This is a genomic window from Streptosporangium sp. NPDC000239 (assembly GCF_040300765.1).
GTDB lineage: Bacteria > Actinomycetota > Actinomycetes > Streptosporangiales > Streptosporangiaceae > Streptosporangium.
Genome location: NZ_JBEPEI010000013.1, coordinates 203356 through 229047, shown reverse-complemented (window position 1 = coordinate 229047; position 25692 = coordinate 203356). Strand labels below are relative to the sequence as shown.

The 25692-nt window shown below is 69.9% G+C and carries 20 protein-coding genes and 1 tRNA gene; 12 read left to right on the top strand and 9 right to left on the bottom strand.

Translation table 11 applies throughout. From position 1 onward, the window contains the following. Positions 1–930 (top strand): dolichyl-phosphate-mannose--protein mannosyltransferase (locus ABT340_RS28605; protein ID WP_502992536.1); only part of this gene is annotated, 930 nt, incomplete at its 5' end. On the opposite strand, the gene ABT340_RS28600 is transcribed toward ABT340_RS28605, so the two are convergent. Then, positions 878–2404 (bottom strand): hypothetical protein, encoded by a 1527-nt coding sequence (locus tag ABT340_RS28600; RefSeq protein ID WP_352013934.1) that lies wholly within the window; start codon positions 2402–2404, stop codon positions 878–880. The two genes, ABT340_RS28605 and ABT340_RS28600, sit on opposite strands and share 53 nt — an antisense overlap. Before the next feature lie 101 nt (positions 2405–2505). On the opposite strand from ABT340_RS28600, the gene ABT340_RS28595 reads away from it, so the two are divergent. The 3 genes from ABT340_RS28595 to ABT340_RS28585 all read left to right on the top strand — a co-directional run bounded on the left by ABT340_RS28595 (position 2506) and on the right by ABT340_RS28585 (position 6496). Further along, positions 2506–3753: a glycosyltransferase gene (locus ABT340_RS28595; RefSeq protein WP_352013933.1), complete on the top strand. Its 1248-nt coding sequence runs from the start codon at positions 2506–2508 to the stop codon at positions 3751–3753. Positions 3754–3832: 79 nt separating this feature from the next. Further along, a complete protein-coding gene (gene metG, locus ABT340_RS28590) occupies positions 3833–5608 on the top strand; it encodes a methionine--tRNA ligase (RefSeq protein ID WP_352013932.1) in 1776 nt (591 codons plus the stop codon). Between the two features lie 27 nt (positions 5609–5635). Then, positions 5636–6496: a TatD family hydrolase gene (locus ABT340_RS28585; protein ID WP_352013931.1), complete on the top strand. Its 861-nt coding sequence runs from the start codon at positions 5636–5638 to the stop codon at positions 6494–6496. 133 nt (positions 6497–6629) lie between these two features. Here ABT340_RS28585 and ABT340_RS28580 read toward each other — a convergent pair whose 3' ends face one another. Both ABT340_RS28580 and ABT340_RS28575 read right to left on the bottom strand, forming a co-directional pair. Beyond that, on the bottom strand, positions 6630–7964 hold the full coding sequence (locus tag ABT340_RS28580; protein ID WP_352013930.1) for a hypothetical protein: 1335 nt from the start codon (positions 7962–7964) through the stop codon (positions 6630–6632). Continuing rightward, on the bottom strand, positions 7961–9442 hold the full coding sequence (locus ABT340_RS28575) for a serine/threonine-protein kinase (protein WP_352013929.1): 1482 nt from the start codon (positions 9440–9442) through the stop codon (positions 7961–7963). Before ABT340_RS28575 ends, ABT340_RS28580 begins: the two co-directional genes overlap by 4 nt. A 138-nt stretch (positions 9443–9580) precedes the next feature. Between ABT340_RS28575 and rsmA the strand changes: the two genes are divergently transcribed. Both rsmA and ABT340_RS28565 read left to right on the top strand, forming a co-directional pair. After that, complete coding sequence (gene rsmA / locus ABT340_RS28570; RefSeq protein WP_352013928.1) at positions 9581–10426, top strand: 16S rRNA (adenine(1518)-N(6)/adenine(1519)-N(6))-dimethyltransferase RsmA; 846 nt, start codon at positions 9581–9583, stop codon at positions 10424–10426. A gap of 83 nt (positions 10427–10509) precedes the next feature. Beyond that, entirely contained in the window at positions 10510–11412 is a 903-nt protein-coding gene (locus ABT340_RS28565; RefSeq protein WP_352013927.1) for a 4-(cytidine 5'-diphospho)-2-C-methyl-D-erythritol kinase, read from the top strand. Between the two features lie 14 nt (positions 11413–11426). Here the strand turns inward: ABT340_RS28565 and ABT340_RS28560 are convergent, their stop codons facing one another. After that, positions 11427–11972 carry a DUF732 domain-containing protein gene (locus ABT340_RS28560; protein ID WP_352013926.1) on the bottom strand — a complete coding sequence of 182 codons (546 nt, stop codon included), beginning with the start codon at positions 11970–11972 and terminating at the stop codon, positions 11427–11429. Positions 11973–12646: 674 nt separating this feature from the next. Here ABT340_RS28560 and ABT340_RS28555 point away from each other — a divergent pair. Continuing rightward, on the top strand, positions 12647–14440 hold the full coding sequence (locus ABT340_RS28555) for an ABC-F family ATP-binding cassette domain-containing protein (protein WP_352013925.1): 1794 nt from the start codon (positions 12647–12649) through the stop codon (positions 14438–14440). A gap of 38 nt (positions 14441–14478) precedes the next feature. Here the strand turns inward: ABT340_RS28555 and ABT340_RS28550 are convergent, their stop codons facing one another. Next, entirely contained in the window at positions 14479–15021 is a 543-nt protein-coding gene (locus ABT340_RS28550; RefSeq protein WP_352013924.1) for a MarR family winged helix-turn-helix transcriptional regulator, read from the bottom strand. A gap of 56 nt (positions 15022–15077) precedes the next feature. Between ABT340_RS28550 and ABT340_RS28545 the strand changes: the two genes are divergently transcribed. Next, positions 15078–15866 (top strand): trans-aconitate 2-methyltransferase, encoded by a 789-nt coding sequence (locus ABT340_RS28545; RefSeq protein WP_352013923.1) that lies wholly within the window; start codon positions 15078–15080, stop codon positions 15864–15866. Between the two features lie 155 nt (positions 15867–16021). Further along, positions 16022–17509 (top strand): CYTH and CHAD domain-containing protein, encoded by a 1488-nt coding sequence (locus ABT340_RS28540; protein ID WP_352013922.1) that lies wholly within the window; start codon positions 16022–16024, stop codon positions 17507–17509. Here the strand turns inward: ABT340_RS28540 and ABT340_RS28535 are convergent. From ABT340_RS28535 to ABT340_RS28520, 4 genes are all read right to left on the bottom strand, one after another. Further along, positions 17502–18380 carry an NUDIX hydrolase gene (locus tag ABT340_RS28535; RefSeq protein ID WP_352013921.1) on the bottom strand — a complete coding sequence of 293 codons (879 nt, stop codon included), beginning with the start codon at positions 18378–18380 and terminating at the stop codon, positions 17502–17504. The genes ABT340_RS28540 and ABT340_RS28535 overlap by 8 nt on opposite strands. Then, the gene (locus ABT340_RS28530) at positions 18373–20436 is read right to left on the bottom strand and encodes an RNA degradosome polyphosphate kinase (protein WP_352013920.1); all 2064 of its coding nucleotides are present in this window, start codon (positions 20434–20436) and stop codon (positions 18373–18375) included. The genes ABT340_RS28535 and ABT340_RS28530 overlap by 8 nt, the downstream gene beginning before the upstream one ends. Positions 20437–20498: 62 nt before the next feature. Beyond that, a complete protein-coding gene (locus ABT340_RS28525) occupies positions 20499–21503 on the bottom strand; it encodes a TetR family transcriptional regulator (protein ID WP_352013919.1) in 1005 nt (334 codons plus the stop codon). Between the two features lie 144 nt (positions 21504–21647). Next, positions 21648–22589: an acyl-CoA desaturase gene (locus ABT340_RS28520; protein ID WP_352013918.1), complete on the bottom strand. Its 942-nt coding sequence runs from the start codon at positions 22587–22589 to the stop codon at positions 21648–21650. 319 nt (positions 22590–22908) lie between these two features. On the opposite strand from ABT340_RS28520, the gene ABT340_RS28515 reads away from it, so the two are divergent. The 3 genes from ABT340_RS28515 to ABT340_RS28505 all read left to right on the top strand — a co-directional run bounded on the left by ABT340_RS28515 (position 22909) and on the right by ABT340_RS28505 (position 25667). After that, a tRNA-Gln gene (locus tag ABT340_RS28515) sits at positions 22909–22980 on the top strand. Positions 22981–23146: 166 nt separating this feature from the next. Then, positions 23147–24598, top strand: coding sequence for a bifunctional UDP-N-acetylglucosamine diphosphorylase/glucosamine-1-phosphate N-acetyltransferase GlmU (glmU, locus tag ABT340_RS28510; protein ID WP_352013917.1), 1452 nt, complete (start codon positions 23147–23149; stop codon positions 24596–24598). A 76-nt stretch (positions 24599–24674) separates the two neighbouring features. Next, on the top strand, positions 24675–25667 hold the full coding sequence (locus ABT340_RS28505; RefSeq protein ID WP_352013916.1) for a ribose-phosphate diphosphokinase: 993 nt from the start codon (positions 24675–24677) through the stop codon (positions 25665–25667). Positions 25668–25692: the final 25 nt, after the last annotated feature.

Genomic DNA, 25692 nt, shown 5'->3' with positions numbered 1-25692 from the left:
CCGATCAGCGACCAGGGCCCCTGGCTGGGACTGCGGCCCTGGCGGATGGCCGCCGGAGTGCTCCTGGGCGCCGCCTGCGCGGTGAAGTGGTCGGGCATCTTCTACCTGGTCGCGTTCGTCGTCATGTCGCTGATCTGGGACGCCGGGGCCCGCAGGGCGGTCGGCCTGGGCAGGCCGTACAGCGGGGCGCTGGGCAAGGACCTGCCGACGCTGCTCGGAGCGATGGGCCTGCTGCCCGCGCTGACCTATCTCGTCTCCTGGACCGGGTGGTTCGTCTCGCCGCTCGGCTGGGGCCGCAACTGGGCGCAGGCCACCTCACAGGGACCGGTCTTCTTCGTCTTCGACTCGCTGCGCTCCTGGCTGAGCTACCACTTCCAGGTGCTGGGTTACCACACCGGCCTTTCGGCCTCCCACCCCTACCAGTCGGAGCCGTGGAGCTGGCCGTTGATGCTTCGCCCCGTGGCGTTCTTCTACGAGGGCTCGGACAACGTCTGCGGGGTCAAGACCTGTGCCTCGGCCATCCTCGGCGTCGGCACCCCGGTCATCTGGTACGGCGGGCTCGCCGCCCTGGTCGCCATGATCGTCTGGTACGTGTCGTCCCGGGACTGGCGGGCCGGGGCCGCCCTGCTCGGCTACGCCGCGGGCTGGCTGCCCTGGTTCTACTGGGCGCTGGCCGACCACCGCACCATGTTCAACTTCTACACGATCCCCATGGTGCCGTTCATGATCCTGGCCATCACCCTGGTCGCCGGGCTGATCATCGGCCCCGCGGACGCCACACCGAACCGCAGGGCCGTGGGAGCGGGCGTGGTCGGCCTCTTCGCCCTCCTCGCGATCATCAACTTCTGGTGGCTCTATCCGGTGCTGACCGCCGACGTCATTCCGCACGAGGAGTGGTGGCGCCGGATGCTCCTGCGGAGTTGGGTCTGAACCCGTGCCGCAGCGCGATCCCCGCCGCCAGGCACGCCAGCGGTACGGCGGGCAGCACGTAGCGGTAGTCGAACTCGGCAGTCGCGGCGGGCGCCAGGATGAGCCCGAAGGCGCCCAGCCACGGCAGCAGGACCGGACCGCCCAGGGTGCGCCAGCGCGCCACGACCCCGGCGAGGCCGATCAGCAGCAGCACGCCGACCACGATGCCGGGCAGCCTGACCGTCTGCTGGTAGCCCTGCATGAACCTCGCCCACGGGTCGTGGACCTCGGTGCCGATCACACTGGGCTTGCCGCGGATCTGGGCGGTCGGCAGGCTCGGGTCGTAGGTCTGGGCGTCACGGTCGCTGGTGCCCCTGTACGACGGCCAGGTGGGCAGCACCTTGCCCTCCGGCAGGAACTCGTACTGCCGGTAGGTGTTGGCGTCGGGGAACTGCGGCCGGTCCCAGCGGAAGGCGCGGAAGAAGTCTCCGGCCATGACGCCGAGATAGTCGAGCGGCTGGGCCAGGATCGCCCGCCTGGCGAACGCCCCCGCGGCCCGGTTGATGTCGGGGGTGAAGGTGGTGTTGGGCCCGAAGGCGTGGAACCGCTGCCCGGGCTGCGCCCACCACAGGTACTTCTGCCCGGAGAAGTGACGCTCGCTCGGCGGGGCGCTGATGCACAGCAGCGCCAGTTCGAGCTCCTTGCGCGGATCGACCCTCATCGTCCTGCAGTCGGCGAACAGCGCGGTCCGCATGTACAGGATCGCGCCGTCGCTGCTGGTCATCGCGAAGTTGCCGTACGTCGCGGCGAACCAGGCCATGTAACCGGCCACCGGAACGCCACAGGCCGTGACCATGGCCACGATCGGCTTCCAGCCGGTCCGCTTGACGAGCATGTAGACCGCGACCAGGGCCAGGATCGGCAGGCCGATCGACCTGGTCAGCGCGGTCAGCGCGAGCAACAGGCCGACCACGGCCCCGACCTGCCAGGACATCTTTCTGTGCCAGAGCACCAACGTCACGACGCCCACGACCAGCAGCATGAACATGGCGTCCGACATGATCAGGTGTTCGAGCTGGATCTGGTAGGCGTCGAACAACACCGGCAGCGTGGCCAGCGTCGCCCCCCACCCCGGCAGCCCGAACCTCCTGCGCAGCAGGACGTAGATCAGCAGCGCCACACCCAGGCCCATCAGGTGCTGGGTGAGGACCACCAGGGAGAAGCTGTGGAAGGGCCGCAGCAGGAGCAGCCAGAAGGAATAACCGTTCGGTCGCAGGGCACTGGGTCTGCCAGGATTGACCGCCCCCGAGACGTACTCGAAGGAGTCGTTGAACCACAGCGCCGGACCGTATCCCAGCATCGTGACCACACGCAGCGCGAACGCCAGCGCCACGGCCACGGCGAACAGCCGGTGGCGGCCGAGGAGGGCCAGCGCGCGCGAGAGCACACCCGCCGCGGGTGAGTCGAGGCGCGGCGCCTCGGTGACGGTCACCATGCATTACAGGATGCCAGCCGTTTGGTGGAGTTGACCCGCACAGTAGACGTTAGAGGGCATCATGATGAGGTTGGGCTGTGCCGTAACTGAGAGGTTGAGACGTGGAACTGACCGTGGTCATGCCTTGCTTGAACGAGGCGGAGACCGTGGAGACCTGCGTACGCAAGGCACTGGCCTGCATGCGGGAGCACGGGATAGACGGAGAGGTGCTGATCGCCGACAACGGCAGCACGGACGGCTCCCAGCAGCTCGCCCGTGACGCGGGCGCCCGCGTCGTGCACGTCGACGCCAAGGGGTACGGCAACGCCCTCATAGGGGGCATCAGGGCCGCCCGCGGCAAGTACGTCATCATGGGCGACGCCGACGACTCCTACGACTTCACCGCGCTGCTGCCGTTCGTCGAGCAACTGCGCGACGGGGCCGACCTGGTGATGGGCAACCGCTTCAAGGGCGGCATCGCCCCCGGCGCCATGCCCCCGCTGCACCGCTACCTCGGCAACCCGGTGCTGTCCTTCATCGGCAGGCTGTTCTTCCCCAGCGCCATCGGTGACTTCCACTGCGGCCTGCGCGGCTTCCGGCGCGACTCGATCCTCAGGCTCGGCCTGCAGACCGGCGGCATGGAGTTCGCCAGCGAGATGGTCGTGCGCTCGACCCTGTCCGGTCTCGACGTGCGCGAGGTGCCGACCACCCTGTCGCCCGACGGCCGTTCCCGCCCGCCGCACCTGCGCTCCTGGCGCGACGGCTGGCGCCACCTGCGCTTCCTGATGCTGTACAGCCCGCGCTGGCTGTTCTTCATCCCCGGCCTGATCCTGATGACCCTGGGCCTGGTCGCGGGCGCCGCCCTGAGCTTCGGGCCGATCTACATCGGCAAGCTCGGCTTCGACGTCGACACCCTGGTCGGCGCCTCGGCCGCCGTGGTGATCGGCTTCCAGGCGGTCCTGTTCGCCCTGTTCACCAAGGTCTACGCGGCCGAGGAGGGCTTCCTGCCCGAAGACAGGCGCGTGCGCAAGCTCGTCGACATCGTGACCCTGGAGAAGGGCCTGATCGCCGGAGGCCTGCTGGCCCTGGCCGGACTCTTCGGCCTGGGCGCCTCGCTGGTCCACTGGCAGACGCGCAGCTTCGGCCCGCTGATCCCGTCGGAGTCACTGCGCCTGGTCGTCCCCTCGGCGACCGCGCTGATCATGAGCTTCCAGACCATCTTCGCCGCCCTGTTCATCAGCATCCTGGGCATCCGCCGCTCCAAGGAGACGCCGATCGACGTGGCCGCCTCCGCGGCCGAGGAGGCCGCCCAAGCCGTCAGCCTGGACGGCGAGGAGCAGACGGTCCCCCGAGAGAGCACCAAGGCCTGAGCCCCTCCCGGGAGAGCGGCACGGCCCGATCCCCGGGAGCGCACCAAGGCCTGAGTCGGCGTCCCTTAGGCTTGGCTACATGTCCCAGCACATCCTGACCGCGGTCGCTTGGCCGTACGCCAACGGCCCCCGCCACATCGGGCACGTCTCCGGATTCGGCGTGCCGTCCGACATCTTCAGCCGCTACCAGCGGATGGTGGGCAACAAGGTCCTCATGGTGAGCGGGACCGACGAGCATGGCACCCCGATCCAGGTCCAGGCGGACAAGGAGGGGCTGAGCGCCCGTCAGCTCGCCGACCGCTACAACCGGGTCATCGCCGAAGACCTCCAGGCGCTCGGCCTGTCCTACGACCTGTTCACCCGGACCACGACGGACAACCACTACGCCGTGGTCCAGGAGGTCTTCAAGGGGCTGCACGCCAACGGCTACGTCTTCCCCAAGACGACGATGGGCGCCATCTCCCCGTCGACCGGGCGCACCCTGCCCGACCGCTACATCGAGGGCACCTGCCCCATCTGCGGCTACGACGGCGCGCGTGGCGACCAGTGCGACAACTGCGGCAACCAGCTCGACCCGATCCAGCTGGTCAACCCGGTCAGCAGGATCAACGGCGAGAAGCCGGTCTTCGTCGAGACCGAGCACTTCATGCTCGACCTGCCCGCCTTCGCCGAGGTGCTCGCCACCTGGCTGCAGTCCAAGCAGGGCGACTGGCGGCCAAACGTGCTGAAGTTCGCCCTCAACCTGCTGGGCGACCTGCAGCCCCGGGCGATCACCCGTGACCTCGACTGGGGCGTGCCGATCCCGCTCGACGGCTGGAGCGACCAGGCGAACAAGCGGCTCTACGTCTGGTTCGACGCCGTCATCGGCTACCTCAGCGCCTCCATCGAGTGGGCCCGCCGCTCCGGCGACCCCGAGGCCTGGCGGCAGTGGTGGCAGAACCCCGACGCCCGTGGTTACTACTTCATGGGCAAGGACAACATCGTCTTCCACGCCGAGATCTGGCCGGCGCTGCTGCTCGGCTACAACGGCCAGGGCGCCAGGAACGGCACGCCGGGGGCGCTCGGCGCGCTGGACCTGCCCTCGGAGGTCGTCTCCAGCGAGTTCCTGACCATGGAGGGGCGCAAGTTCTCCTCCTCCCGTCAGGTCGTCATCTACGTCCGTGACTTCCTGGCCCGCTACGACGCCGACGCGCTGCGCTACTACATCGCGGTCGCCGGTCCGGAGAACCAGGACACCGACTTCACCTGGTCGGAGTTCCTCAACCGCAACAACGGCGAACTGGTCGCGGCCTGGGGCAACCTGGTCAACCGGTCGATCTCGATGGCCGCCAAGAACTTCGGCGCCATCCCCGAGGCGGGCGACCTCACCGACGCCGACCGCGCCATGCTCGAACGCAGCCGGGCCGCCTTCCCCAGGGTCGGCGCCGAGCTCGGGCGCTCCCGCTTCAAGAACGCCACGAACGAGGCGTTCGACGTCATCCGCGAGGCCAACAAGTACCTCGCGGACCAGGAGCCGTGGAAGATCAAGGACGACCCCGAGCGGGTCAAGTCGATCCTGCACGTGGCCCTGCAGGTCGTCGACGACGCCAAGACGCTGCTGACCCCGATCCTGCCCTCCTCCTCCAACAAGATCCACGAGATGCTCGGCGGCACCGGCGTCTGGTCGGGGATGCCGGAGATCAGGGAGGTCGAGGAGAACGGCAGGCCGTACCCCATCATCACCGGCGACTACGACGGCCAGGCGCGCTGGGAGCACACCCCGATCCGGCCCGGGGTCCCGCTCGCGCCGCCGACCAGGCTCTTCACCAAGCTCGACCCGAAGATCGTCGATGAGGAGCTCGCCCGGTTGGGGTGACGTGGCAGGCTCGATAGGTTGGGGCGGGTGAGCACGACGAAGCTTCCCGCCCCTCCCGAGCCCCTGGCCGCGGAGGTGTTCGACAGCCACTGCCACCTCGACATCATGGTGGGCAACCGTCAGGCGTCCTCGGGTGACCCCGTCGCCCAGGCGGCGCAGGCGGCCCAGGCGAGCGTCGAGAGCATCCTCGACCAGGCCCGTTCCGTCGGGGTGACCCGGCTGGTCACGATCGGCTACGACCTGCCCTCCTCCCGGTGGAACGCGGAGGTGGCCGAACTGCACCCCGACGTCTACGCGGGGGTCGCGATCCACCCGAACGAGGCGCACGCCTCGACGCCCGAGGTGCTCGCCGAGATCGAGGCGCTGGCCCGGCTGCCGCACGTCAGGGCGGTAGGGGAGACGGGCCTCGACTACTACCGCGACTGGGCGTCGAAGGACGACCAGCACGCCAGCTTCAGGGCGCACATCGAGATCGCCAAACGGACCGGCAAGGCCCTGGTGATCCACGACCGGGAGGCCCACGACGACGTGCTGGACGTCCTGGCCGACCAGGGGGCGCCGGACGTCGTGGTCTTCCACAGCTTCTCCGGTGACGCCGAGATGGCCGCCAGGTGCGTCCAGGCGGGCTATCACATGTCCTTCTCCGGCCCGGTCACCTACAAGAACGCGGGCTATCTCCGGGAGGCCGCCGCGCTCGCGCCCGTGGAGCTGATGCTGGTGGAGACCGACGCGCCCTACCTTCCGCCGACGCCGCACCGGGGCAAGCCGAACGCCCCCTATCTCATCCCCCTCACGCTGCGCTGCCTCGCCGAGGTCAAGGGGATCGACCCGGGCGAGCTGGCCACGGCCATCAGCGCCAACGGGGAGGCCGTCTTCGGCACCTGGTGAACACCGCCAGAGCACCGCCAGAACACAACCAGGCCACACGACGCCCCGCCACAACGGCTTTCGGCCCACAGCGCCGCTCGGCCCACGGTGTCCGGGCCACGGCGGCTTCACCTCGTCTTCAGCCCACGGAGGCTCAGCCCACCGAGGCGCCGAACTCCGCAGGCTCCCCGTCGTCCTGGGCGGGGGGCAGCGGGGTTCCCACGGTGTCGTTGCGGCCGAGGACCGTCACCGCCCCGGAGCCGTCGCGGTCCGGAGCGCCGACCACGAGGCGGTTGCCGCCGAACCCGACCGCCCAGCCGAACCGGTCTCCCGCCTTCCCCCGCTCGACCACCCGGGCCGCGGACGGATCTCGCACCGGGACCACCACGACCCGGCCGCGTCCGCCGGGACCGCCGAACGGGGCGCCGACCGCCAGCCGGGCGCCGCCCTCCCCGGTGAGGGCGAGCGAGAAGCCGTACCCGTCGCCCGTGGCGCCTCGGGAACCCTGGTCGAGGGTGGCCAGCGGGGTGATCTCCTCTGTCGCCGAGGAGCGGAAGAGCCGCACCAGCCCCGAGTCGCGTACCCCACCGCCGTCGCCGAGCGGCGCCCCGACCGCGAGGTAGCCAGCCTCCCCCTCCTCCGCGTAGGCCATGGAGTAACCGAACCGGTCGCCGGCGTGGGTCTCCATGATCCGGCGCAGGTCCCACTTCCTGCTGGCGTAGGCGTCCCTCGCGCCGGACACGTCGTAGATCACGGCGATCGAGCCCGCGTCCGCGGCGCCCCCGCTCTCCTGGCGTCCCGTTCCGTCGTCGTTGTCGTACGGCGCGCCGACCGCGAGGTCGGCCGCGTCCCGTCGGCCGCCCATCCTGCCGACGGCCACCGACCAGCCGAACATGTCGCCGGGTTCACCGCTGCCCGGCACCCCCGGCGTGTCCTGGGAGATCCGCCGCCCCTCACCGAACCCCGCCCCCACGTCGAACAGGTGGACCGCGCCGGAGTCCTCGACCCCGTCGGCGTCCTCGTGCGGGGCTCCGACGGCGAGCGTGCCCCGCCCCACGGCCAGCGACCAGCCGAAGTGGGCGCCCGCCTCGGGAGAGGAGGGGAGCAGGCGCGCCGGAGGGCGGGAGGCCGTGCCGTACACGATGTAGACGGCACCCGCGTCCGGCCGCCCCGCCACGTCCGTGTACGGCGCGCCGACCACCAGGTCCGCGCAGCGGTCGCCGTCGAGGTCGGCCAGCCGTACCGACCAGCCGAACCCGTCGCCCGCCGCAGGCGCGGGGGCGCGCACGACCCTTGCCTCGTCGCCCCTGCCGGACAGGACGTGTACGGCTCCCGCCCCGGTCACCCCTCCCGGGGAGGCGAACGGGTCGCCGACGGCGGTGTCCCCGCCACAGCCCGCGGGCGACGAGGGTGACGACGGCGACGACGGCACAGCCACGAGGGCGAACAGCAGCGCGAACGGCACGGCGGCCTGCGGGAGGAACCTCACAGCCGCACCTCGATCCGCCGTCCGCCGCCGGTCACCTGGCCGCTCAGCCGGGCCGGCCGTCGTTCGGGAGGCAGGTCGTAGACCAGGACCCGGTCCAGCCTGCCCCCGGGGGCCAGCGTGTCCGTCAGGCCCGCCACGGGCGCCTCGGGGGTGTGGGGCGTCCCCGCGTCGTCGAGCAGGGTGAACGGGTCACGACTGAGGGGGACGCGTTCGCCACCCGGGTTGAGCAGGGTGAGCGTGACCACGCACAACCTGCCGCGCGCCGTCGTGCCCTCGTAGGAGGTCAGGCCGCAGCGTGGAGCCCGTGGCACGATCAGCTGCGGGTCTCCGACCGGAGAGCCGATCGGGATCCGCCTGCCCACGTCGGTCGGACCGCCGCCCGAGGAGGTTCCGCCTCCTGTGCCGCCAGGGCTCCCGAGGACGTGGGCCAGCACCGCGACGGTGACCGCGAGCGCGGTGGCCACCACCAGTCCCACCATGATTGATTTCCTCCGCCGGGACCGGGCCGCGGGGGGCGCCCCGGGGGCGCCGAGGCCACCGAGGACCCGGGTGGTGTCCGGTTCCACGTTGGCCGGAGGCCGCCACGTGTCACCGAGCACGTCGACGACCGGAGCCGGCGGGTCCGCAGTCAGGGGGCCCGCGGGGGCCGGGGCGCCGCCGACCAGCGCGATCAGCAGGTCCTGCGCGGTCGGGCGCGCTCCGGGGTCCATCGCGGTCGCCCTGCGGACCAGGTCGTCGAGCGGGGCGGGAAGCGAGCCCAGGTCGGGTGGGGTGTTCAGCAGCCGCGTCGCCATGGTGATCATGTCGCCCCGGCCGTACGGGTGGCGGCCGTTGCCCGCGTAGGCGATCAGGCACCCCCAGGCGAAGACGTCGGCGGCCGGGGTGATCTCAAGGCCCTTCACCTGCTCCGGCGCCCACCACCCCGGGCTGCCGAGCACCTCGCCGGAACGGGTGAAGCCACGGGTGGAGTCCAGTGCCCTGGCGACGCCGAAGTCGATCACCCGCGGCCCGGACAGGGACAGGATCACGTTGGCGGGCTTGAGGTCGCGGTGGACCAGCCCGGCGACGTGGATCGCCGCCAGGGCGGCGGCCACCCCGAGGGCCACACCGTGCAGCTGGGCGGGGTCGAGCGCGCCGTACACGCTGATCTGGCGTGACAGGGGAGTGCCCGGGATGTACTCGGTGACCATGTACGGCCTGCCGTCGTCGGCGTTGCCGTCGCCGAGCACCTGGGCGGTGCAGAACGAGGCGACCCGCCGGGCGTTGCGCACCTCCGCGTGGAACCGTTCGGCGAAGCCGTCCTCGACGGCGACCTCGGGCTTGATCACCTTCACCGCGACCAGGCGCCCCTGCGGGTTCCGTGCCAGGTAGACGGTGCCCATGCCGCCCTCGCCGAGGCGCCCGAGAAGCCGGTGCTCCCCGATCCATCCGGGGTCGCCGGGACGTAACCCCTCGACGCCGGGCCGGTTGGCATCCATCACGGGGGCAATCCTTCCATCGCCGACGAACCCCCGTACGGATCACGTTATCCGGAAGACCGGGCGTCCTCACCGGGGGATTCCATGCGCGACACTTGTCGGATGACGTGGGGAGCATGCGGTGAGTGAGGGGCGGCGATGAGCCTTCTCGGCCCGGTCGAGATACGTGAGCTGGCGGAGCGGCTCGGCGTCCGCCCGACCAAGAAACTCGGCCAGAACTTCGTGATCGACGCCGGTACGGTGCGCAGGATCGTCCGGGTGGCCGATCTGCGCCCCGACGACGTGGTCATCGAGGTCGGGCCCGGCCTCGGGTCGCTCACCCTCGCGTTGCTCCCCGAGGTACGCGGCGTCGTGGCGGTCGAGATCGACCCGGTCCTGGCCGAACAGCTCCCGCTGACCGTCGCCGGGCACGCCCCCGAGCTCGCCGACCGCCTGACCGTGGTGCTCGCGGACGCCATGCGGGTGCTGCCCGAGGAACTGCCCGAGGACAGGCCGACCGCCCTGGTCGCCAACCTCCCCTACAACGTGTCGGTCCCGGTGGTGCTGCACCTGCTGGAGACGCTGCCGTCCCTGCGTGCCGTCCTGGTCATGGTCCAGTCCGAGGTGGCCGACCGGCTGGCCGCGGCGCCGGGTTCGAAGGTCTACGGCATCCCCTCGCTCAAGGCGGCCTGGTACGCCGACGTCCGCAGGGCCGGTCCCGTCGGCAGGACGGTCTTCTGGCCGGTGCCCAACGTGGACTCCGGGCTTGTCGCGATGACCCGCAGGCGGCCCCCGGAGACCACCGCCTCGCGCGAGGAGGTCTTCGCGGTGGTGGACGCCGCCTTCGCCCAGCGCCGCAAGACCCTGCGCGCCGCCCTCGCCTCCTGGGCCGGTACGGCCGCCGCCGCGGAGCAGGCGCTGCGCGCCGCCGGGGTCGATCCCACACTCCGTGGCGAGCAGCTGTCCATCGAGGACTTCGCACGAATCGCTGAAAAGCGCACATGAGCTGATTTGTCGGGGAGCTTTGCGAGGACGTGTGCGGGGACCCCGTTACGATCGGGGACCGTGACGAGCGATGAGAGGGACGCATGAACTCGGTGACCGTCCGGGTGCCCGCCAAGGTCAACCTGCGGCTCGCGGTCGGGCCGCTCCGCGACGACGGCTTCCACGACCTGGTGAACGTCTTCCACGCCGTGTCGATCTTCGACGAGGTGACGGCCGTCGCGGAGACCGGGATGCGGGTCCGCGTCGAGGGTGAGTCGGCGAGCGAGGTGCCGCAGGACGCCGACAACCTGGCCATCCGGGCCGCCCTCGCGCTCGCCGGGCACGCAGGCAGGTCCTACGGCGTCAGTCTCGTCATCCGCAAGGCGATCCCGGTCGCGGGCGGCATGGCCGGCGGCAGCGCCGACGCGGCCGCGGCCCTGGTCGCCTGCAACGAACTGTGGGGCCTCGGCCTGCCGGTCGAGGACCTGATGGAGATCGCCGCCGACCTCGGCAGCGACGTGCCCTTCGCCCTGCTTGGCGGTACGGCCGTCGGCACCGGCAGGGGGGAGCGGCTGACCTCCCTTGAGGCGGATGGCACGTTCCACTGGGTTTTCGCCCTGGCCGACGGCGGCCTGTCCACGGCGAGGGTCTACGCCGAGTGCGACCGCCTGCGCGCCGAGAGCGGTGACCCGGTCGGCCCGCCCCGGGCGTCACAGCCCCTGCTGGCCGCGCTGCGCGCCGGAGACGCCAAGGCCCTGGGCGCCGAACTGGCCAACGACCTGCAGCCCGCCGCCGTGTCCCTGCGCCCCAGCCTGGCCAGGACCCTGGACGCGGGCCGCGAACACGGAGCCCTGGGCGCCCTGGTCTCCGGCTCGGGTCCCACCTGCGCCTTCCTGGCCGAGTCCGCCGACCACGCCGTCACCCTGGCCGCCTGCCTGCGGGCTGCCGGAGTGGCCAGGGACGTCCTGACCGCCCAGGGCCCCACCCCGGGCCCCACGGTCGTCTGAGGCCCGGGGGCGCGTTAACCGGGAATCGCATCCCGTTGGTGCGGGCACAGGTTGACGATGGCGAGCTTCGCTATGTACGCGGACGTCTCCGGGTCGAACCCGCTGGTCCCGAGGTGTGCGGCCGCGGCGAAACCCTTTCCCTCCTCCAGCGCCGCGCACATGTTCCGGCCGAGCCATCCCAGTTTGTAGGGGTCGGCGTCCCCCAGCGCCTTCCGCTGCCTCACCGCCGCCGTGAACGCCGCTTCGATTGCCGACGCCGACGGGTCGGGCGCCGCCGTCGGCTCCATGCTCGGCGTACTCGGCCCGGTGTCCTCCTCGACCGGGGGCGGTGTCCTCATGGGCGTCGGCGTCGAGGCCACCGGTTCCGCCACGGGTATCCCGCCGCCGTCGTCGGGCGGGGCGGCCAGGCCGCCCAACAGCCTGAGCACGCCTATCACCGCGACGGCCGCGACGGCTACGGCCAGGAAGACCGCGATGCTCCTGCGACTCCTCGGCGGCGGCGATTCCGGCCGCCGACCGGGTGGCGAGCCCGTGGGGGAAGGCTGCTCAGGAGGACGCATCCGCGCACCATATGCCACATATTCACCGCTTGATCAGCAAACAGCCAATGCGAACACCCAAAAATGATCATCAGAGGAGTCCCAAACCCCACCCCGCCCCACTCCCTTGTTCCCAGCCCCTCCAGGCGGCCCCGATCCCCGGCAAGACAGCGCGACAACTCGGCCAAGGTTCCAACTCTCCCCAACCCCACGACCAACCATCGGCGCTGGCCACGAAGGGTTCGATCTCGGCCTTACCGATGCCGTGCGTGAGGAGTGTCCGGCTTGGGCGCGTCGGTGTCTGGACTGAGGAGCGAAGGAGCGAAGCGGATGAGCGACGAGGGAAGACCCCGACCCGAAGCGCCCAAGCCCCGCGGCGCCGAAGGCGCCGCAAAGCGGCACATCTTGTGCTTTCCCGGCCCCAAGTGTGTGGAGTTTTGGTTCGGGCGCGCCGACGCTTGGACTGAGGAGTGAGGGAGCGAAGCGGACGAACGACGAGGGAAAGCGTTGGCTCAAGGCGCCCGAACCCGCGACGCCGCCAGGCGGAGCAAAGAGACAGGGCTTGGGTGCGTCGGTGCTTGGACTGAGGAGCGAAGGAGCGCAGCGACGGAGTGACGAGGGAAAGCGCCGACTCGGGGCGCCCAAGCCCCGCGGCGCCGAAGGCGCCGCCATCAACGCAGTAACCTTATGAAACGATGAATCTGGTCAATCTTGAGTCGGTTTCCCACTCCTACGGTCCCAAGCCTCTGCTGAGGGATGTCTCCCTGGGCATCGAGGCCGGTGACCGTGTCGGGGTGGTCGGCCGCAACGGTGGTGGTAAGACCACGCTCATCTCGGTGATCGCGGGTGCCCTCACGCCGAACGCGGGACGGGTCACCCACAACCGGGGTCTGCACGTGGGGGTTCTGTCCCAGGGCGACGACCTCGACCCGGCGCTGTCGGTGCAGGAGATCGTCGTCGGCGGCAGGCCCGAGCACGAGTGGGCCGGTGACGCGGGCATCCGCGAGATCATGGCCAGTCTGCTCGGCGACATCGACCTCACCGCGCTGGCCGGGACCCTGTCGGGTGGTGAGCGGCGCCGTACGGCGTTGGCGAGGCTGCTGGTCGGCGAGCACGATCTGATCATTCTGGACGAGCCGACCAACCACCTGGACATCGAGGCCATCGACTGGCTGGCCAGGCACCTGTCCGCGCGCCGTACGGCGTTGCTGGTGGTCACCCACGACCGGTGGTTCCTGGACGCGGTCTCCACCAGAACGTGGGAGGTGGTCGACGGCACGGTCGAGCGTTACGAGGGCGGGTACGCCGCCTACGTGCTGGCCAAGGCGGAACGGGCCCGGGTGGCCGCCGCCTCGGAGGCCCGGCGGCAGAACCTGATGCGCAAGGAGATCGCCTGGCTGCGCCGGGGCCCGCCCGCGCGTACCTCGAAGCCGAAGTTCCGCATCGAGGCGGCCCAGGCGCTGATCGCGGACGAGCCGCCGCCCAGGGAGAGCGTCGAGCTGGTGAAGTTCGCCGCCGCCAGGCTGGGCCGTACGGTCTATGACCTTGAGGACGTCACGCTGCACGCGGGCGGTCCCGGGGCGGGGCCGTTGGTTCTGGAGCACGCGACCTGGCAGTTCGGCCCCGGTGACCGGGTCGGCCTGATCGGGGTCAACGGTTCGGGCAAGTCCTCGCTGCTGCGGCTGCTGGCCGACACGGTGCGACCTGATTCCGGCAAGGTCGTGCGGGGCAAGACCGTCCGGCTGGCTCATCTGTCGCAGGAGCTGGCCGAGCTGGACCCCACACGGCGGGTGCTGGAGACCGTCGAGGAGATCCGCAAGTTCATCCAGGTCGGCAAGAAGGAGTGGACCGCCTCCCAACTGCTTGAGCGCCTCGGTTTCCGGGGTGAGGCGCAGTGGAAGGTGGTCGGTGACCTGTCGGGTGGCGAGCGGCGCCGCCTGCAGTTGCTGCGGCTGCTGATGGACGACCCCAACGTGCTGCTGCTGGACGAGCCGACCAACGACCTCGACATCGAGACGCTGAACGAGCTTGAGGACCTGCTCGACGGCTGGCCGGGCACGTTGATCGTGGTCAGCCACGACCGCTACTTCCTGGAGCGGGTCTCGGACAGGACGGTCGCGCTGCTGGGCGACGGCAGGCTGTCGATGCTGCCCGGCGGTGTCGACGAGTATCTCGAACGGCGTGCCTCCGGCGGGGCGCTGTCGGCCAGGGCCGCGGCTTCGACGGACGTCCGTGCCACGCCGCAGCCGACGGAGACCACCGGCCTGTCGGCGAAGGAGGAGCGGGAGCTGCGCAAGGAGCTCTCGCGTCTTGAGCGTCAGCTCGACAAGCTGGGCACCCGCGAGGAGAAGCTGCACGCCTCCATGGCGGACGCCGCCGCCGACTACGGCAGGCTGGCCTCCCTCGACGCCGAGCTCAAGGAGGTCCTCGCGGAGAAGGAGGCCGTGGAGACCGAGTGGCTGGAGCTGGCCGACCGCCTGGGCGAGTGAAAGTCAGAGGTTTGTCCCCTGACATGAGGGCAGTGGGGTCAGTGCGCTCCGGTGTCGGTCGCGTCAAAAGGGACGAGTAGCGTGCGCAGCAGGCCCGCGAGGGCCTGCTGTTCATGCTTTCCGAGGCCTGCCAGTAAGTCGCGTTCGCGGCGGAGCAGGTCGGCGAAGGCGTTGTCGACCCGGACCCGTCCGGCGTCGGTCAGGGAGACCAGCACCCCTCGCCTGTCCTCGGGGTCGGGGCGGCGCCGTACCAGACCGGCGGCGGCGAGCCTGTCGATCCGGTTCGTCATGGTTCCCGAGGTGACCAGGGTGGCCCTGAGCAGCGCGCCGGGGCTCAGCTCGTACGGCTCGCCCGCCCGGCGCAGCGCGGTGAGGACGTCGAACTCCCAGTTCTCCAGGCCGTGTTCGGCGAAGGCCGCCCGGCGGGCGCGGTCCAGGTGACGGGCCAGCCGGGAGACCCGGCTCAGCACCTGGAGGGGCTCGACGTCGAGGTCGGGGCGTTCCTGGCGCCAGGCGGTGACCAGCCGGTCCACCTCGTCGCGGGGCCGGTCGAGGTCGCGGCCGGAGCGGTGCACGGTCATGTGGTGAGTCTATCTGTCTTGACATCGAGATAAATAACCCGTTATGAGTTGTCTTGATGTCAAGAGATATATGGAACCCACGGGTCTACGGCCGGTACGCCGACGAGCGGTCGCGGCCCTTCTTCGACCTGGTCGCGAGGATAGCGGCGCGGAGCCCGCGCCGGGTGGTGGACGCGGGATGTGGCACCGGCGAGTTGACCGCCACGCTGGCCGAACGCTGGCCCGAGGCCGAGGTGCACGGGTTCGACTCCTCGCCCGCGATGCTCGCCGGGGCCCCCTCCGGGGTCCCGGCGACGGGTGGGCTGAGCTTCTCCGTTGAGGACGTCACCCGGTGGCGTCCCCGCGAACCGGTCGACGTGATCGTGTCGAACGCCGTCCTGCAGTGGGTTCCCGGCCACCGTGACCTGCTGCCGCGCTGGGTGGAGGCGCTCGCGCCGGGGGGCTGGCTCGCCTTCCAGGTCCCCGGCAACTTCGGCGCGCCCAGCCACGCGCTGGTGCACGAGCTGTGCCGTACGACCTGGCGTGATCGGCTCGCCGACCTGGTCAGGCCGGATCCGGTCGGTGAGCCCGCCGAGTATCACGACCTGCTGGCCGGGGCGGGCTGCCGGGTCGACGCCTGGGAGACCACCTACCTGCACGTTCTCACCGGCGAGGAGACCGTGCTCGGATGGATCACCGGCAGTTTCCTGCGCCCCATGCTCGACCGGCTGTCTCCCGAGGAGGCGGACGACTTCCTGCACGACTGCTCCGACGTGCTCGCGCGGGCCTACCCCTGCGGTCCCCACGGCACCCTGTTCCCCTTCCGGCGGATTTTCGTGGTGGCCCAAAAGATGACCGAAAAATGAACAAATCCTTAACGAAAGGCGTTGTCCGGACAGGGTGGGGTCTGTACCCGATGGGTAATTGCAGGTCGATCGTCCGGAGTTGTGGACGAATGGTGGGACGTCAATAAATACTGCAGGGACTGAGAGAGATATCTGGGCACATCAGGGGACGGCCTGTGGCTATAGAAATAGAAGACAAGTTCGACGTGCCGGTGGACTACGAGCTGCCCGAACTGACCGGTCTGCCGGGCTGCTCGGGGGTCGTCGGTCCCAAGACCCACCAGCTCGTCGCGCTCTACTTCGACACCCCTGACCTGCGGCTCGCGGCCCGGGGCATCACCCTGCGGCGGCGCCGGGGCGGCACCGACCCGGGCTGGCACCTGAAGCTCCCCAAGGCGAAGGGCGTCCGGCAGGAGATCGTCCACCCGCTGACCCGCAGCGCCAAGATCGTGCCCAGGGAGCTGGCCGACCTCGTGCTCGCCTACACCAGGGGCGCGCCCCTGACCCCCGTCGCCGAGCTCGACACCCGCCGTTCGGTGACCCACCTGGTGAACGGGGCCGGGGTTCGGCTCGTCGAGATCGCCGACGACCGGGTCAAGGGCACCGTGCTGGGTGAGCAGCCGCACCTCGAACGCTGGCGTGAGGTCGAGGCCGAACTGATCGAGGGCGACGTCAAACTGCTCGCCAAGGTCGGCAAGCGGCTGACGAAGGCGGGAGCCTCGCCCGCCGACTCGTCGAGCAAGCTGGCCCGCCTGCTCAACTCCGCCGCCCCCGTCCCCACGGTACGGCTCGCCGAGACCAAGTCCGGTTCGGCGGGCGAGGTCGTCATGGGCTATCTCGGCGCCCAGGTGGCCGCTCTCCTGGCCCAGGACCCCCGGGTACGGCGCGCCGAGGAGGACGCCGTCCACCAGATGCGCGTCGCCTCCCGGAGGCTGCGCAGCGCGCTGAAGTCCTTCAAATCGGTCGTCGAGGGGACCGAGACCCTCCAGGAGGAGCTGAAGTGGCTGGCCGGGGTCCTCGGCGAGGCCCGGGACCTGGAGGTCATCAGGGAGCGTTTCGCCCGCAGCCTCGCGACCCTCGACCAGGAGCTGGTCGTGGGCCCGGTCGGGACCCGCCTCAGCTCCGACCTGCTCGACGCCGAGCACGAGGCCTACGACCGGATCAGGGAGGTGCTCGGCGGGGAGCGTTACTTCGCGCTGCTCGACGCGCTGGACGACCTGGTCGCCACGCCCACGCTCACCAAGGCCGCCAAGCGGCCCGCCGACTCCCTCGAAGCCGTCGCGGCCAAGGGCTGGAACCGGGTCACCAAGGCGTACGCGGCGGCCCAGGCCGTCGAGGGCCCGGAGCGCGAGGAGGCCATGCACGAGGTGCGCAAGACGGCCAAGCGGGCCCGCTACACCGCCGAGGTGCTCGGCCTGGGCAAGCTGGCCAAACACGCAGAGGCCGTACAGGAGGTGCTCGGCACCCACCAGGACGGCGTCGTCGCCCAGGAACGGCTCGCGGCCGAGGCGGCCAACGCCAGGCTCGCGGGGGAGGACACCTTCACCTACGGCGTGCTGACCGGCCTTGAGCGGGCCGGAGCGGCACGGGCGTGGGAGGAGTTCCCGGCGGTCTGGGCCGAGACCTCCAAGGCCGTGGAGGAGCTTCTGTCGGCTTTCAGGTGATGTAGCGGTCCACGCCGACGACCCTGCCGCCGGCGTGGTGCAGCACCATGAAGGCGCCCTTGCGTAACTGCACGTCCCCGGGCCGGTCGGTGATCCCGGCGATCAGCTCGGGAAGCACCTTGCCGTGGCTGCACAGCACCGTCGAACGCTCCGAGTCCAGCACCTTCGACACCAGCCGCAGCGCGGCCCTCGGGTCGTGGTAGGTCTCGGACAGCAGCCGCTCCTGACGGATCTCAAGCCCGGCGCTCTCGGCGTACGGCTCAAGCGTCTGCACGCACCGGCTGCTCGTCGAGCTGATCAGTTCGACGGGACGGTAGGCCGCCAGGGCGTCGGTGAGGACCTCGGCCTGCAGCCTTCCCACCTCGTCCAGGGGACGTTCGTCGTCGTCACCCTCCCAATCCTGGCGCGAACCGGCCATGCCATGCCGTACCAGGACGAGGGGGGTGGTCGCGAGCGGGACCGCGGTGAGGGCGCGCAGCAGGCCCGCGTCCCACTCGTAGGTCAGCCGCCGCCTGGCCTCCTTCAGCGAGAGCCAGACGACCTCGTCGACCTCCTCGACGTCGGTGTACGGCTCGCTGGTGGCGGCCCTGGCCACCCAGTAGTCGACGCGCTTGAGCCGCTTGCCCTTCAGGTAGTGGATCGGCGGCAACGCCCGGCCGAGCAGCGCGGTGATCCCGGTCTCCTCGGCCACCTCGCGCAGGGCTCCGGCGATGACGTGCTCACCCGGCTTCAACTTGCCCTTGGGGAAGGTCCAGTCGTCGTACTTGGGACGGTGGACGAGTGCGACCTCGGGGGCCGTCTCCTGCCCCCGCCACACCACCGCCCCCGCGGCGCGGATCATGTCGGTCGGGTGGACGTCCAGTTCAGTCATCTATCGTCCTCCACCGCCGGGTGCTGATCAGATGGTTCTGCAGGTCGTCACCGGGGTGCTGGGCCCAGCTGCCGTCCGCGTTGAGCCACCAGGTCGAGGTCTCCTCCGACATGGCCCGGTCGAGCAGTGAGCTGAGGTACATCCGCTGCTGCTGGCTGGTGACCTTGACCAGCGCCTCGACGCGGCGCTCCAGGTTGCGCCGCATGAGGTCGGCGCTGCCGATCCAGATCTCCGGCCTGCGCCCGTGGCCGAACTCGTAGATCCTGGAGTGTTCGAGGAAGCGGCCGAGCACGCTCCTGACCCGGATGTTCTCGGAGAGCCCGGGAACGCCGGGACGCAACGTGCACACCCCGCGCACCCACAGGTCGACCGGGACACCCGCCTGAGAGGCGCGGTAGAGGGCGTCGATGACCAGCTCGTCGACCAGGGAGTTGGTCTTCATCCTGATGCTGGCCGGGCGGCCCGCCTCCTGGTGGGAGATCTCCCGCTCGATCCTGGCGACCAGACCGCCGCGCAGCGAGTGCGGGGCGACCAGCAGCCGCCGGTAGGCCGAGTGGTTGGAGTAGCCGGTCAGGTGGATGAACAGGTCGGTGACGTCCTCGCCGACCAGCGGGTCCGCGGTCAGCAGACCCAGGTCCTCGTACTGCCTGGCGGTCTTGGGGTTGTAGTTGCCCGTGCCGATGTGGCAGTAGCTGCGCAGCTCGCCGGAGGGCTCCTGCCGTACGACGAGGGCGAGCTTGCAGTGGGTCTTCAGGCCGACGACCCCGTAGACCACGTGGCATCCGGCCCGTTCCAGTTTGCGCGCCCAGGTGATGTTGGCGTGCTCGTCGAACCTCGCCTTGATCTCCACGACCACGACGACCTGCTTGCCCGCCTCGGCCGCGTCGATCAGCGCGTCCACGATCGGCGAGTCACCGCTGGTCCGGTAGAGCGTCTGCTTGATGGCCAGCACGTTCGGGTCGGCGGCGGCCTGCTCGATGAAGCGCTGCACGCTGGTGGAGAAGGAGTCGTAGGGGTGGTGCAGCAGCACGTCCCGTTCGCGCAGGACGGCGAAGATGTCGTCCTCGACGTGGACCACCTCGGCGGGCACGAAGGGGCGGAAGCTCAGCTCGCCCCGCTCCAGGTCGGAGATCGCGTGCAGCCCGGTCAGGTCGAGCGGACCGGGCACCCGGTAGATCTCGTGCTGGGCCACCCCCAGCTCGTCGACCAGCAGGTCGAGAACCTCGGGGGTGATGGTGTCCTCGACCTCCAGGCGCACCGGAGGGCCGAAGCGGCGCTTGAGCAGCTCCCGCTCCAGGGCCTGCATGAGGTTCTCCGTGACGTCCTCGTCCACGTCCAGGTCCTCGTTACGGGTCACCCTGAAGACGTGGTGCTCGACGACCTCCATGCCCTTGAAGAGCTGTCCCAGGTGGGCGGCGATGACGTCTTCGAGGGGGACGAAGCGGTCCTTGGAGGCCGCGACGAACCGGGGGAGTCTGCTGGGCACCTTCACCCTGGCGAACACGGTGTTGCCGGTCGCCGGGTTTCGGACGGTCACGGCAAGGTTGAGCGAGAGTCCGGAAATATAGGGAAAAGGATGGGCGGGGTCGACGGCCAGCGGGGTCAGAACCGGCCGGATTCGCTCCCGGAACAGCTTGCGCATCTCGGTGCGCTCGTCCCGGCCGAGGTCGTCCCAGCGCACGATCTCGATGCCCTCGGAGGCGAGCTGCGGGCGCAGTTGCTCGTGGAAACAGGCCGAGTGCCGCTGCGCGAGCTCGTCGGCGATCGCGGCGATCCTGGCCAGTTCCTCGCGGGGCTTGAGCCCGCTCTTGGTGCGAAGCAGCAGGCCGGTGGCCATCCGCCGCTTGAGGCCCGCGACCCGTACCCGGAAGAACTCGTCCAGGTTGCTGGCGAAGATCGCCAGGAACCGTACCCGCTCAAGCAGGGGCAGGGACGTGTCCTCGGCCAGTTCAAGAACCCGCTGGTTGAACTGCAACCAGCTCTCCTCGCGGTTGAGGAAGCGTTCCTGGGGGAGAGGAAGTCCTTCGGGGGTGGGGTGCGCGGGATCGGCGGACATATGACCAGAATGCCCGCTTTGATTGAACGGAACGTTAATTTGGGATCAACGGCTGCTGTTGGTTACTCGCTTGTTTCCAGGTTTTCCCCATCTCCGGAGGCCGTCGCCGACCCTCCCGCGGGTGTCCTCGCCCCTCTGGCACGGAGCTTCTCCTGCTCCCTCAGCTCCCGCTCGCGGAGTTTCTCCTGCTCCCTGAGCAGCCGTTCGCGCTCCTTCTGCTCGCGCTCACGGGCCTTCTCCTGCTCCTTCAGCTCCCGCTGCCTGATCTTCTCCAGGTCACGGGCGAGCTTGTCGGCCTCGCGCCGCTCGCGCTCGCGGGCCTTCTCCTGCTCCTTCAGTTCGCGTTCGCGCGCCTTCTCCCGCTCGCGAAGCTCCTTCTCGGTCGGCGCCGGGGCCACGACGCCCTGAGCTTCGGGGCCGCGGGGTTCCAGGCCGCGGGGTTCCAGGCCGTGGGAGAAGGAGGTCAGGCGGGGGGTCGGGGACAGACCGGTGAGGCCGTTCCAGGCCAGGTTGACCAGGTGCGCGGCCACCTCCTCGCGGGCGGGCCTGCGGACGTCGAGCCACCACTGGCCGGTCAGCGCGACCATGCCGACCAGCATCTGGGCGTACATGGGCGCCAGCTTCGGGTCGTAGCCGCGCTCGGCGAACTGGTCGACCATCACGTCCTCGACCTGGCTGGCGATGTCGTTGATCAGGCTGGCGAACGTGCCCGTCCCCGAGGCCGCGTGTGAGTCGCGGACCAGGATGCGGAAGCCCTCGCTGTTCTCCTCGACGTAGGCCAGCAGCGCCAGCGCGGCCCGCTCCAGCTTGATCAGCGCGTGTGAGGCGGAGAGGGCCTCCGTCACCAGGCCGAGCAACTTCTGCATCTCCCGGTCGACCACGACCGCGTAGACTCCCTCCTTGCCGCCGAAGTGCTCGTAGACCACGGGCTTCGAGACGTTGGCGGTCGCCGCGATCTCTTCGACCGATGTGCCGTCGAACCCCTTCTCAGCGAACAGGGTCCGGCTGATCTGGATCAGCTGCTCCCGGCGTTCCTTGCCTGACATGCGTCGTCGGGGTTCGCTCACGTTTCCAATGATGGCGCTCCCAGGTTGCGAAACGGGAACCGTATTTCGCCGGACCGGGGGCCGTCGCCCCCTTCTTGAGGGGGGCGCGGGCGTGTTGTCCAAGGTGTTAGGGGGGACACCGGAGGTGCGGCGCGGTGTCATGATTCAGGCGGATATGCGCTTGGCCGCCAGTCGTTCCGGCGTCGGCCAGCGGACGTCGTGAACCCAGCCCGCCTTCTCGAACCAGCGGATGACCCCGGCGCTGAGGTCGATCTGTCCCTTGAGCGCGCCGTGCCTGGCGCACGTCGGGTCGGAGTGGTGCAGGTTGTGCCAGGACTCGCCGAACGACGGGATGGCCAGCCACCACACGTTGCGCGACTTGTCACGCGACTCGAAGACCTCCTCGCCGAAGACGTGGCAGATGGAGTTGATCGACCAGGTCACGTGGTGCAGCAGTCCGATCCTGACCAGCGTGCCCCAGAAGAAGGCGGTGAGCATGCCCCACCACGACCAGGTCAGCAGGCCGCCGAGCAGCGGGGGGAGCACCATCGAGAAGATCGCCATCACCGGGAAGAACTTGTGCAGCTTGACGATGTCGGGGTCCTTGAGCAGGTCGGGGGCGTACTTCTCCCGGTTGACCCGGTCGGTCTCGAACAGCCAGCCCGCGTGCGCCCAGAGCAGTCCCTTGGTCAGCGACAGGAAGCCGCTGCCGAACCGCCACGGCGAGTGCGGGTCGCCCTCCTTGTCGGAGAACTTGTGGTGCTTGCGGTGGGTGGCCACCCAGTCGAGCACCGACATCTCCAGCGAGAGGCTGCCCGCGATGCCCAGCGCGATCTTCATCGGGCGCTTGGCCTTGAAGGAACCGTGAGTGAAGTAGCGGTGCAGGCCAACGGTCACACCCAGCCCGGAAACCGCGTAGAACACGAAGAAGATCGCGACGTCGGTCCAGCCGAGCCCCCATCCCCACGCGAAGGGAACGGCGGCGAGCAAGGCGAGCAGAGGCGCGGCCACGACCACGCCGAACGTGACGAGTTCGATCGTGGTCTTCGGCTCTGGGTCCGCCTCCGGCTTCGGGCCGGGCGCGGGGCGTTCTTCGATGACGGTCATGCACTACCTCACGGAAGCTGGGAGGAGGTGGGCGTTTGTCGGGCTACGCAACCGTAACCTACGCCATCGTAAGTTAGGAATCCCTAAGTGCTTAATGTGGGGAAGGTGACTCTTGGGGGAACGTCGTCTAGGGGTTTAACGACTTGCGCGCCACCCGGCCGTCTGCTAGACGGCACTTGGCCTGCGCCTGTCCGGTGCTGTTCCGGCGACCGGCACGCCCTGTATCAGATGAGGTCTCCAAACGAGGCGCGTTTGATAGCAAGGGGTCGGTATCGTAGGGGAGTCGGGCGATCGGATGTGATCCGAGTCGCCAGGCTGATCCGGCATTGGGTAATTGGCAGCCCGCAAGGTTTTGGTCCTTGTTGTCCAGGTTCGAGTCCTGGTGCCGGAGCTGTCCGTTCTGCCTAGTTTGGCAACCCGGCTGGTCGGCTGGGTGGGTTGGTGGACGGGAAGGTATCCTCGCGTTGTCGAGTGGGTGACGGGACGGTTCCCAGGCGGTAATCGCATCTCATCCCGCTTTGTCATGTCTCAGCTGCGACGCCGAGGGAGCCTCGTCCGTGAGTGTGCCGCGCCCGGCCGCCGTCATCGTCCTCGCCGCAGGCGAGGGCACCCGGATGAAATCGAAAACACCCAAGATCCTGCACGAGCTGTGCGGCCGCACCCTGGTCGACCACATGCTCGCAGCCGCCCGAGGCCTCGAACCCGGGCGGCTCATTGTTGTCATCGGTCATGAGAGAGACCGGGTCCGGGAACACCTGTCGAGAACCGGTCCCGACGCGCTGCCCGTGATCCAGGAGGACCAGCGGGGAACCGGCCACGCGGTCAGAGTCGTGCTCGAAACGGTCGGTGCGATCGAGGGAACCGTCCTGGTGACCTACGGCGACACCCCGCTGCTGCGCACCGAGACCCTCGCCGCCCTGCTGGAGCGGCACGAGGCCGACGGCAACGCCGTCACCGTCCTGACCGCCGAGGTCCCCGACCCGTACGGCTACGGCCGCATCGTGCGAGACACCACGGGGGCGGTCCTGCAGATCGTCGAGGAGAAGGACGCGACCGCGGAGCAGCGGGCGATCAGGGAGATGAACTCCGGCGTCTACGCCTTCGACGGGACCCTGCTCGCCGACGCGGTCAAGCGCGTCTCGACCACCAACGCCCAGGGCGAGGAGTACCTCACCGACGTGCTGTCCATCCTGAGGGAGGACGGCCACCGGGTCGGCGCGCACGTGGCCGCCGACCACGTCGAGGTCGAGGGCGTCAACGACCGGGTGCAGCTCGCCTTCGCCCGCAAGGTGCTCAACACCCGGCTGCTCGAAGCCCACATGCGCGCCGGGGTCACCGTGATCGACCCCGCCAGCACCTGGGTCGACGTCGAGGTGACCATGGAGCCCGACGTGGTCCTCCACCCCGGAACCCAGCTGCACGGCCGTACGGCGATCGCGGAGGGCGCGGAGGTCGGCCCGGCCACGACGCTGACCGACACGCTCGTCGGTGAGCGCGCGGTCGTGCGCAACGCGGTCTGCGTCGAGGCGGAGATCGGCCCCGAGGCCCTCGTCGGTCCCTACGCCTACCTGCGCCCCGGCACCGTGCTCGCCAGGAAGGCCAAGGCGGGCACCTACGTCGAGATGAAGAACGCGAAGGTGGGCGAGGGCGCGAAGGTGCCGCACCTGACCTACGCGGGAGACGCGGTCATCGGGGCGGGGGCCAACATCGGCGCCTCGACGATCTTCGTCAACTACGACGGGGTCGACAAGCACCAGACGACGGTCGGCGAGCACGCCTTCGTCGGGTGCGACACCATGCTCGTCGCGCCGGTGAACATCGGCGACGGCGCCTACACTGCCGCGGGCTCGGTCATCGCCGGCGACGTCCCTCCCGGGGCGATAGGGGTGGCCCGCGGGCGGCAGCGCAACATTGAAGGGTGGGTCGCGCGCAGGCGCGCGGGCACCAGGTCGGCGGAGGCGGCACTGCGGGCAGCCGAGGCCGAAAACCAGCAGGGGAGCAAGACGTGAGCGAGCGAAGCAAGCGGGCCATCAGGCGCGGCGGCGTCGCTAATGCAACGGTGGGCCGTCACGGCGGGAGGACGGCATGACCAGCGGTACGAGCAGCGGTATGAAGCAGACCGGCCAGAAGAACCTGATGTTCTTCTCCGGACGCGCCTACCCGGAACTGGCCGAGGAGGTGGCCAGCCACCTCGGTGTCAGGACGACGCCGACGGCCCTGCGGGACTTCGCCAACGGGGAGATCTACGCCCGGTACCTCGAGTCGGTCCGGGGGTGCGACGCCTTCGTGATGCAGAGTCACACGGGGCCCATCAACAAGTGGATCATGGAGCAGCTGATCATGGTGGACGCGCTCAAGCGCGCCTCCGCCAAGCGGATCACCGTGATCATGCCGTTCTTCGGTTACGCCCGGCAGGACAAGAAGGGCAGGGGCCGCGAGCCCATCACCGCCCGCCTGATGGCCGACATGTTCAAGACGGCCGGGGCCGACCGGCTGATGTCGATCGACCTGCACACCTCCCAGATCCAGGGGTTCTTCGACGGCCCGGTCGACCACCTGTTCGCCATGCCCGTGCTGGTCAACTACCTCAGGGACAAGCTCGACCTGGAGACGACGACCATCGTCTCGCCCGACACGGGCCGGGTGCGCCTGTCCGAACGGTGGGCCGACACGCTCGGCACCCCCCTGGCCTTCATCCACAAGCGCCGCGACCTCGACGTGGCCAACCAGGTGACGGTCAACGAGGTCGTCGGCAAGGTGAGGGGCCGTACCTGTGTGCTGATCGACGACATGATCGACACCGCGGGGACGATCTGCAAGGCGGCCGACGCGCTCTACGAGCAGGGCGCGACCAACGTGCTCGTCGCCGCCACCCACGCGGTCTTCTCCGACCCGGCGGTCGACCGGCTGAAGAACTCCAGGGTCTCCGAGGTGATCGTCACCAACACGCTCCCGCTCGCCGAGGACAAGCGCTTCGACAAGCTCACCGTGCTGTCGATCGCCCCGCTGATCGCCCGCGCGATCACCGAGGTGTTCAGCGACGGCTCGGTGACCAGCCTCTTCGAGGGCGACAGCTGACCCTCCCTGAGGTACGGCCCGGCGA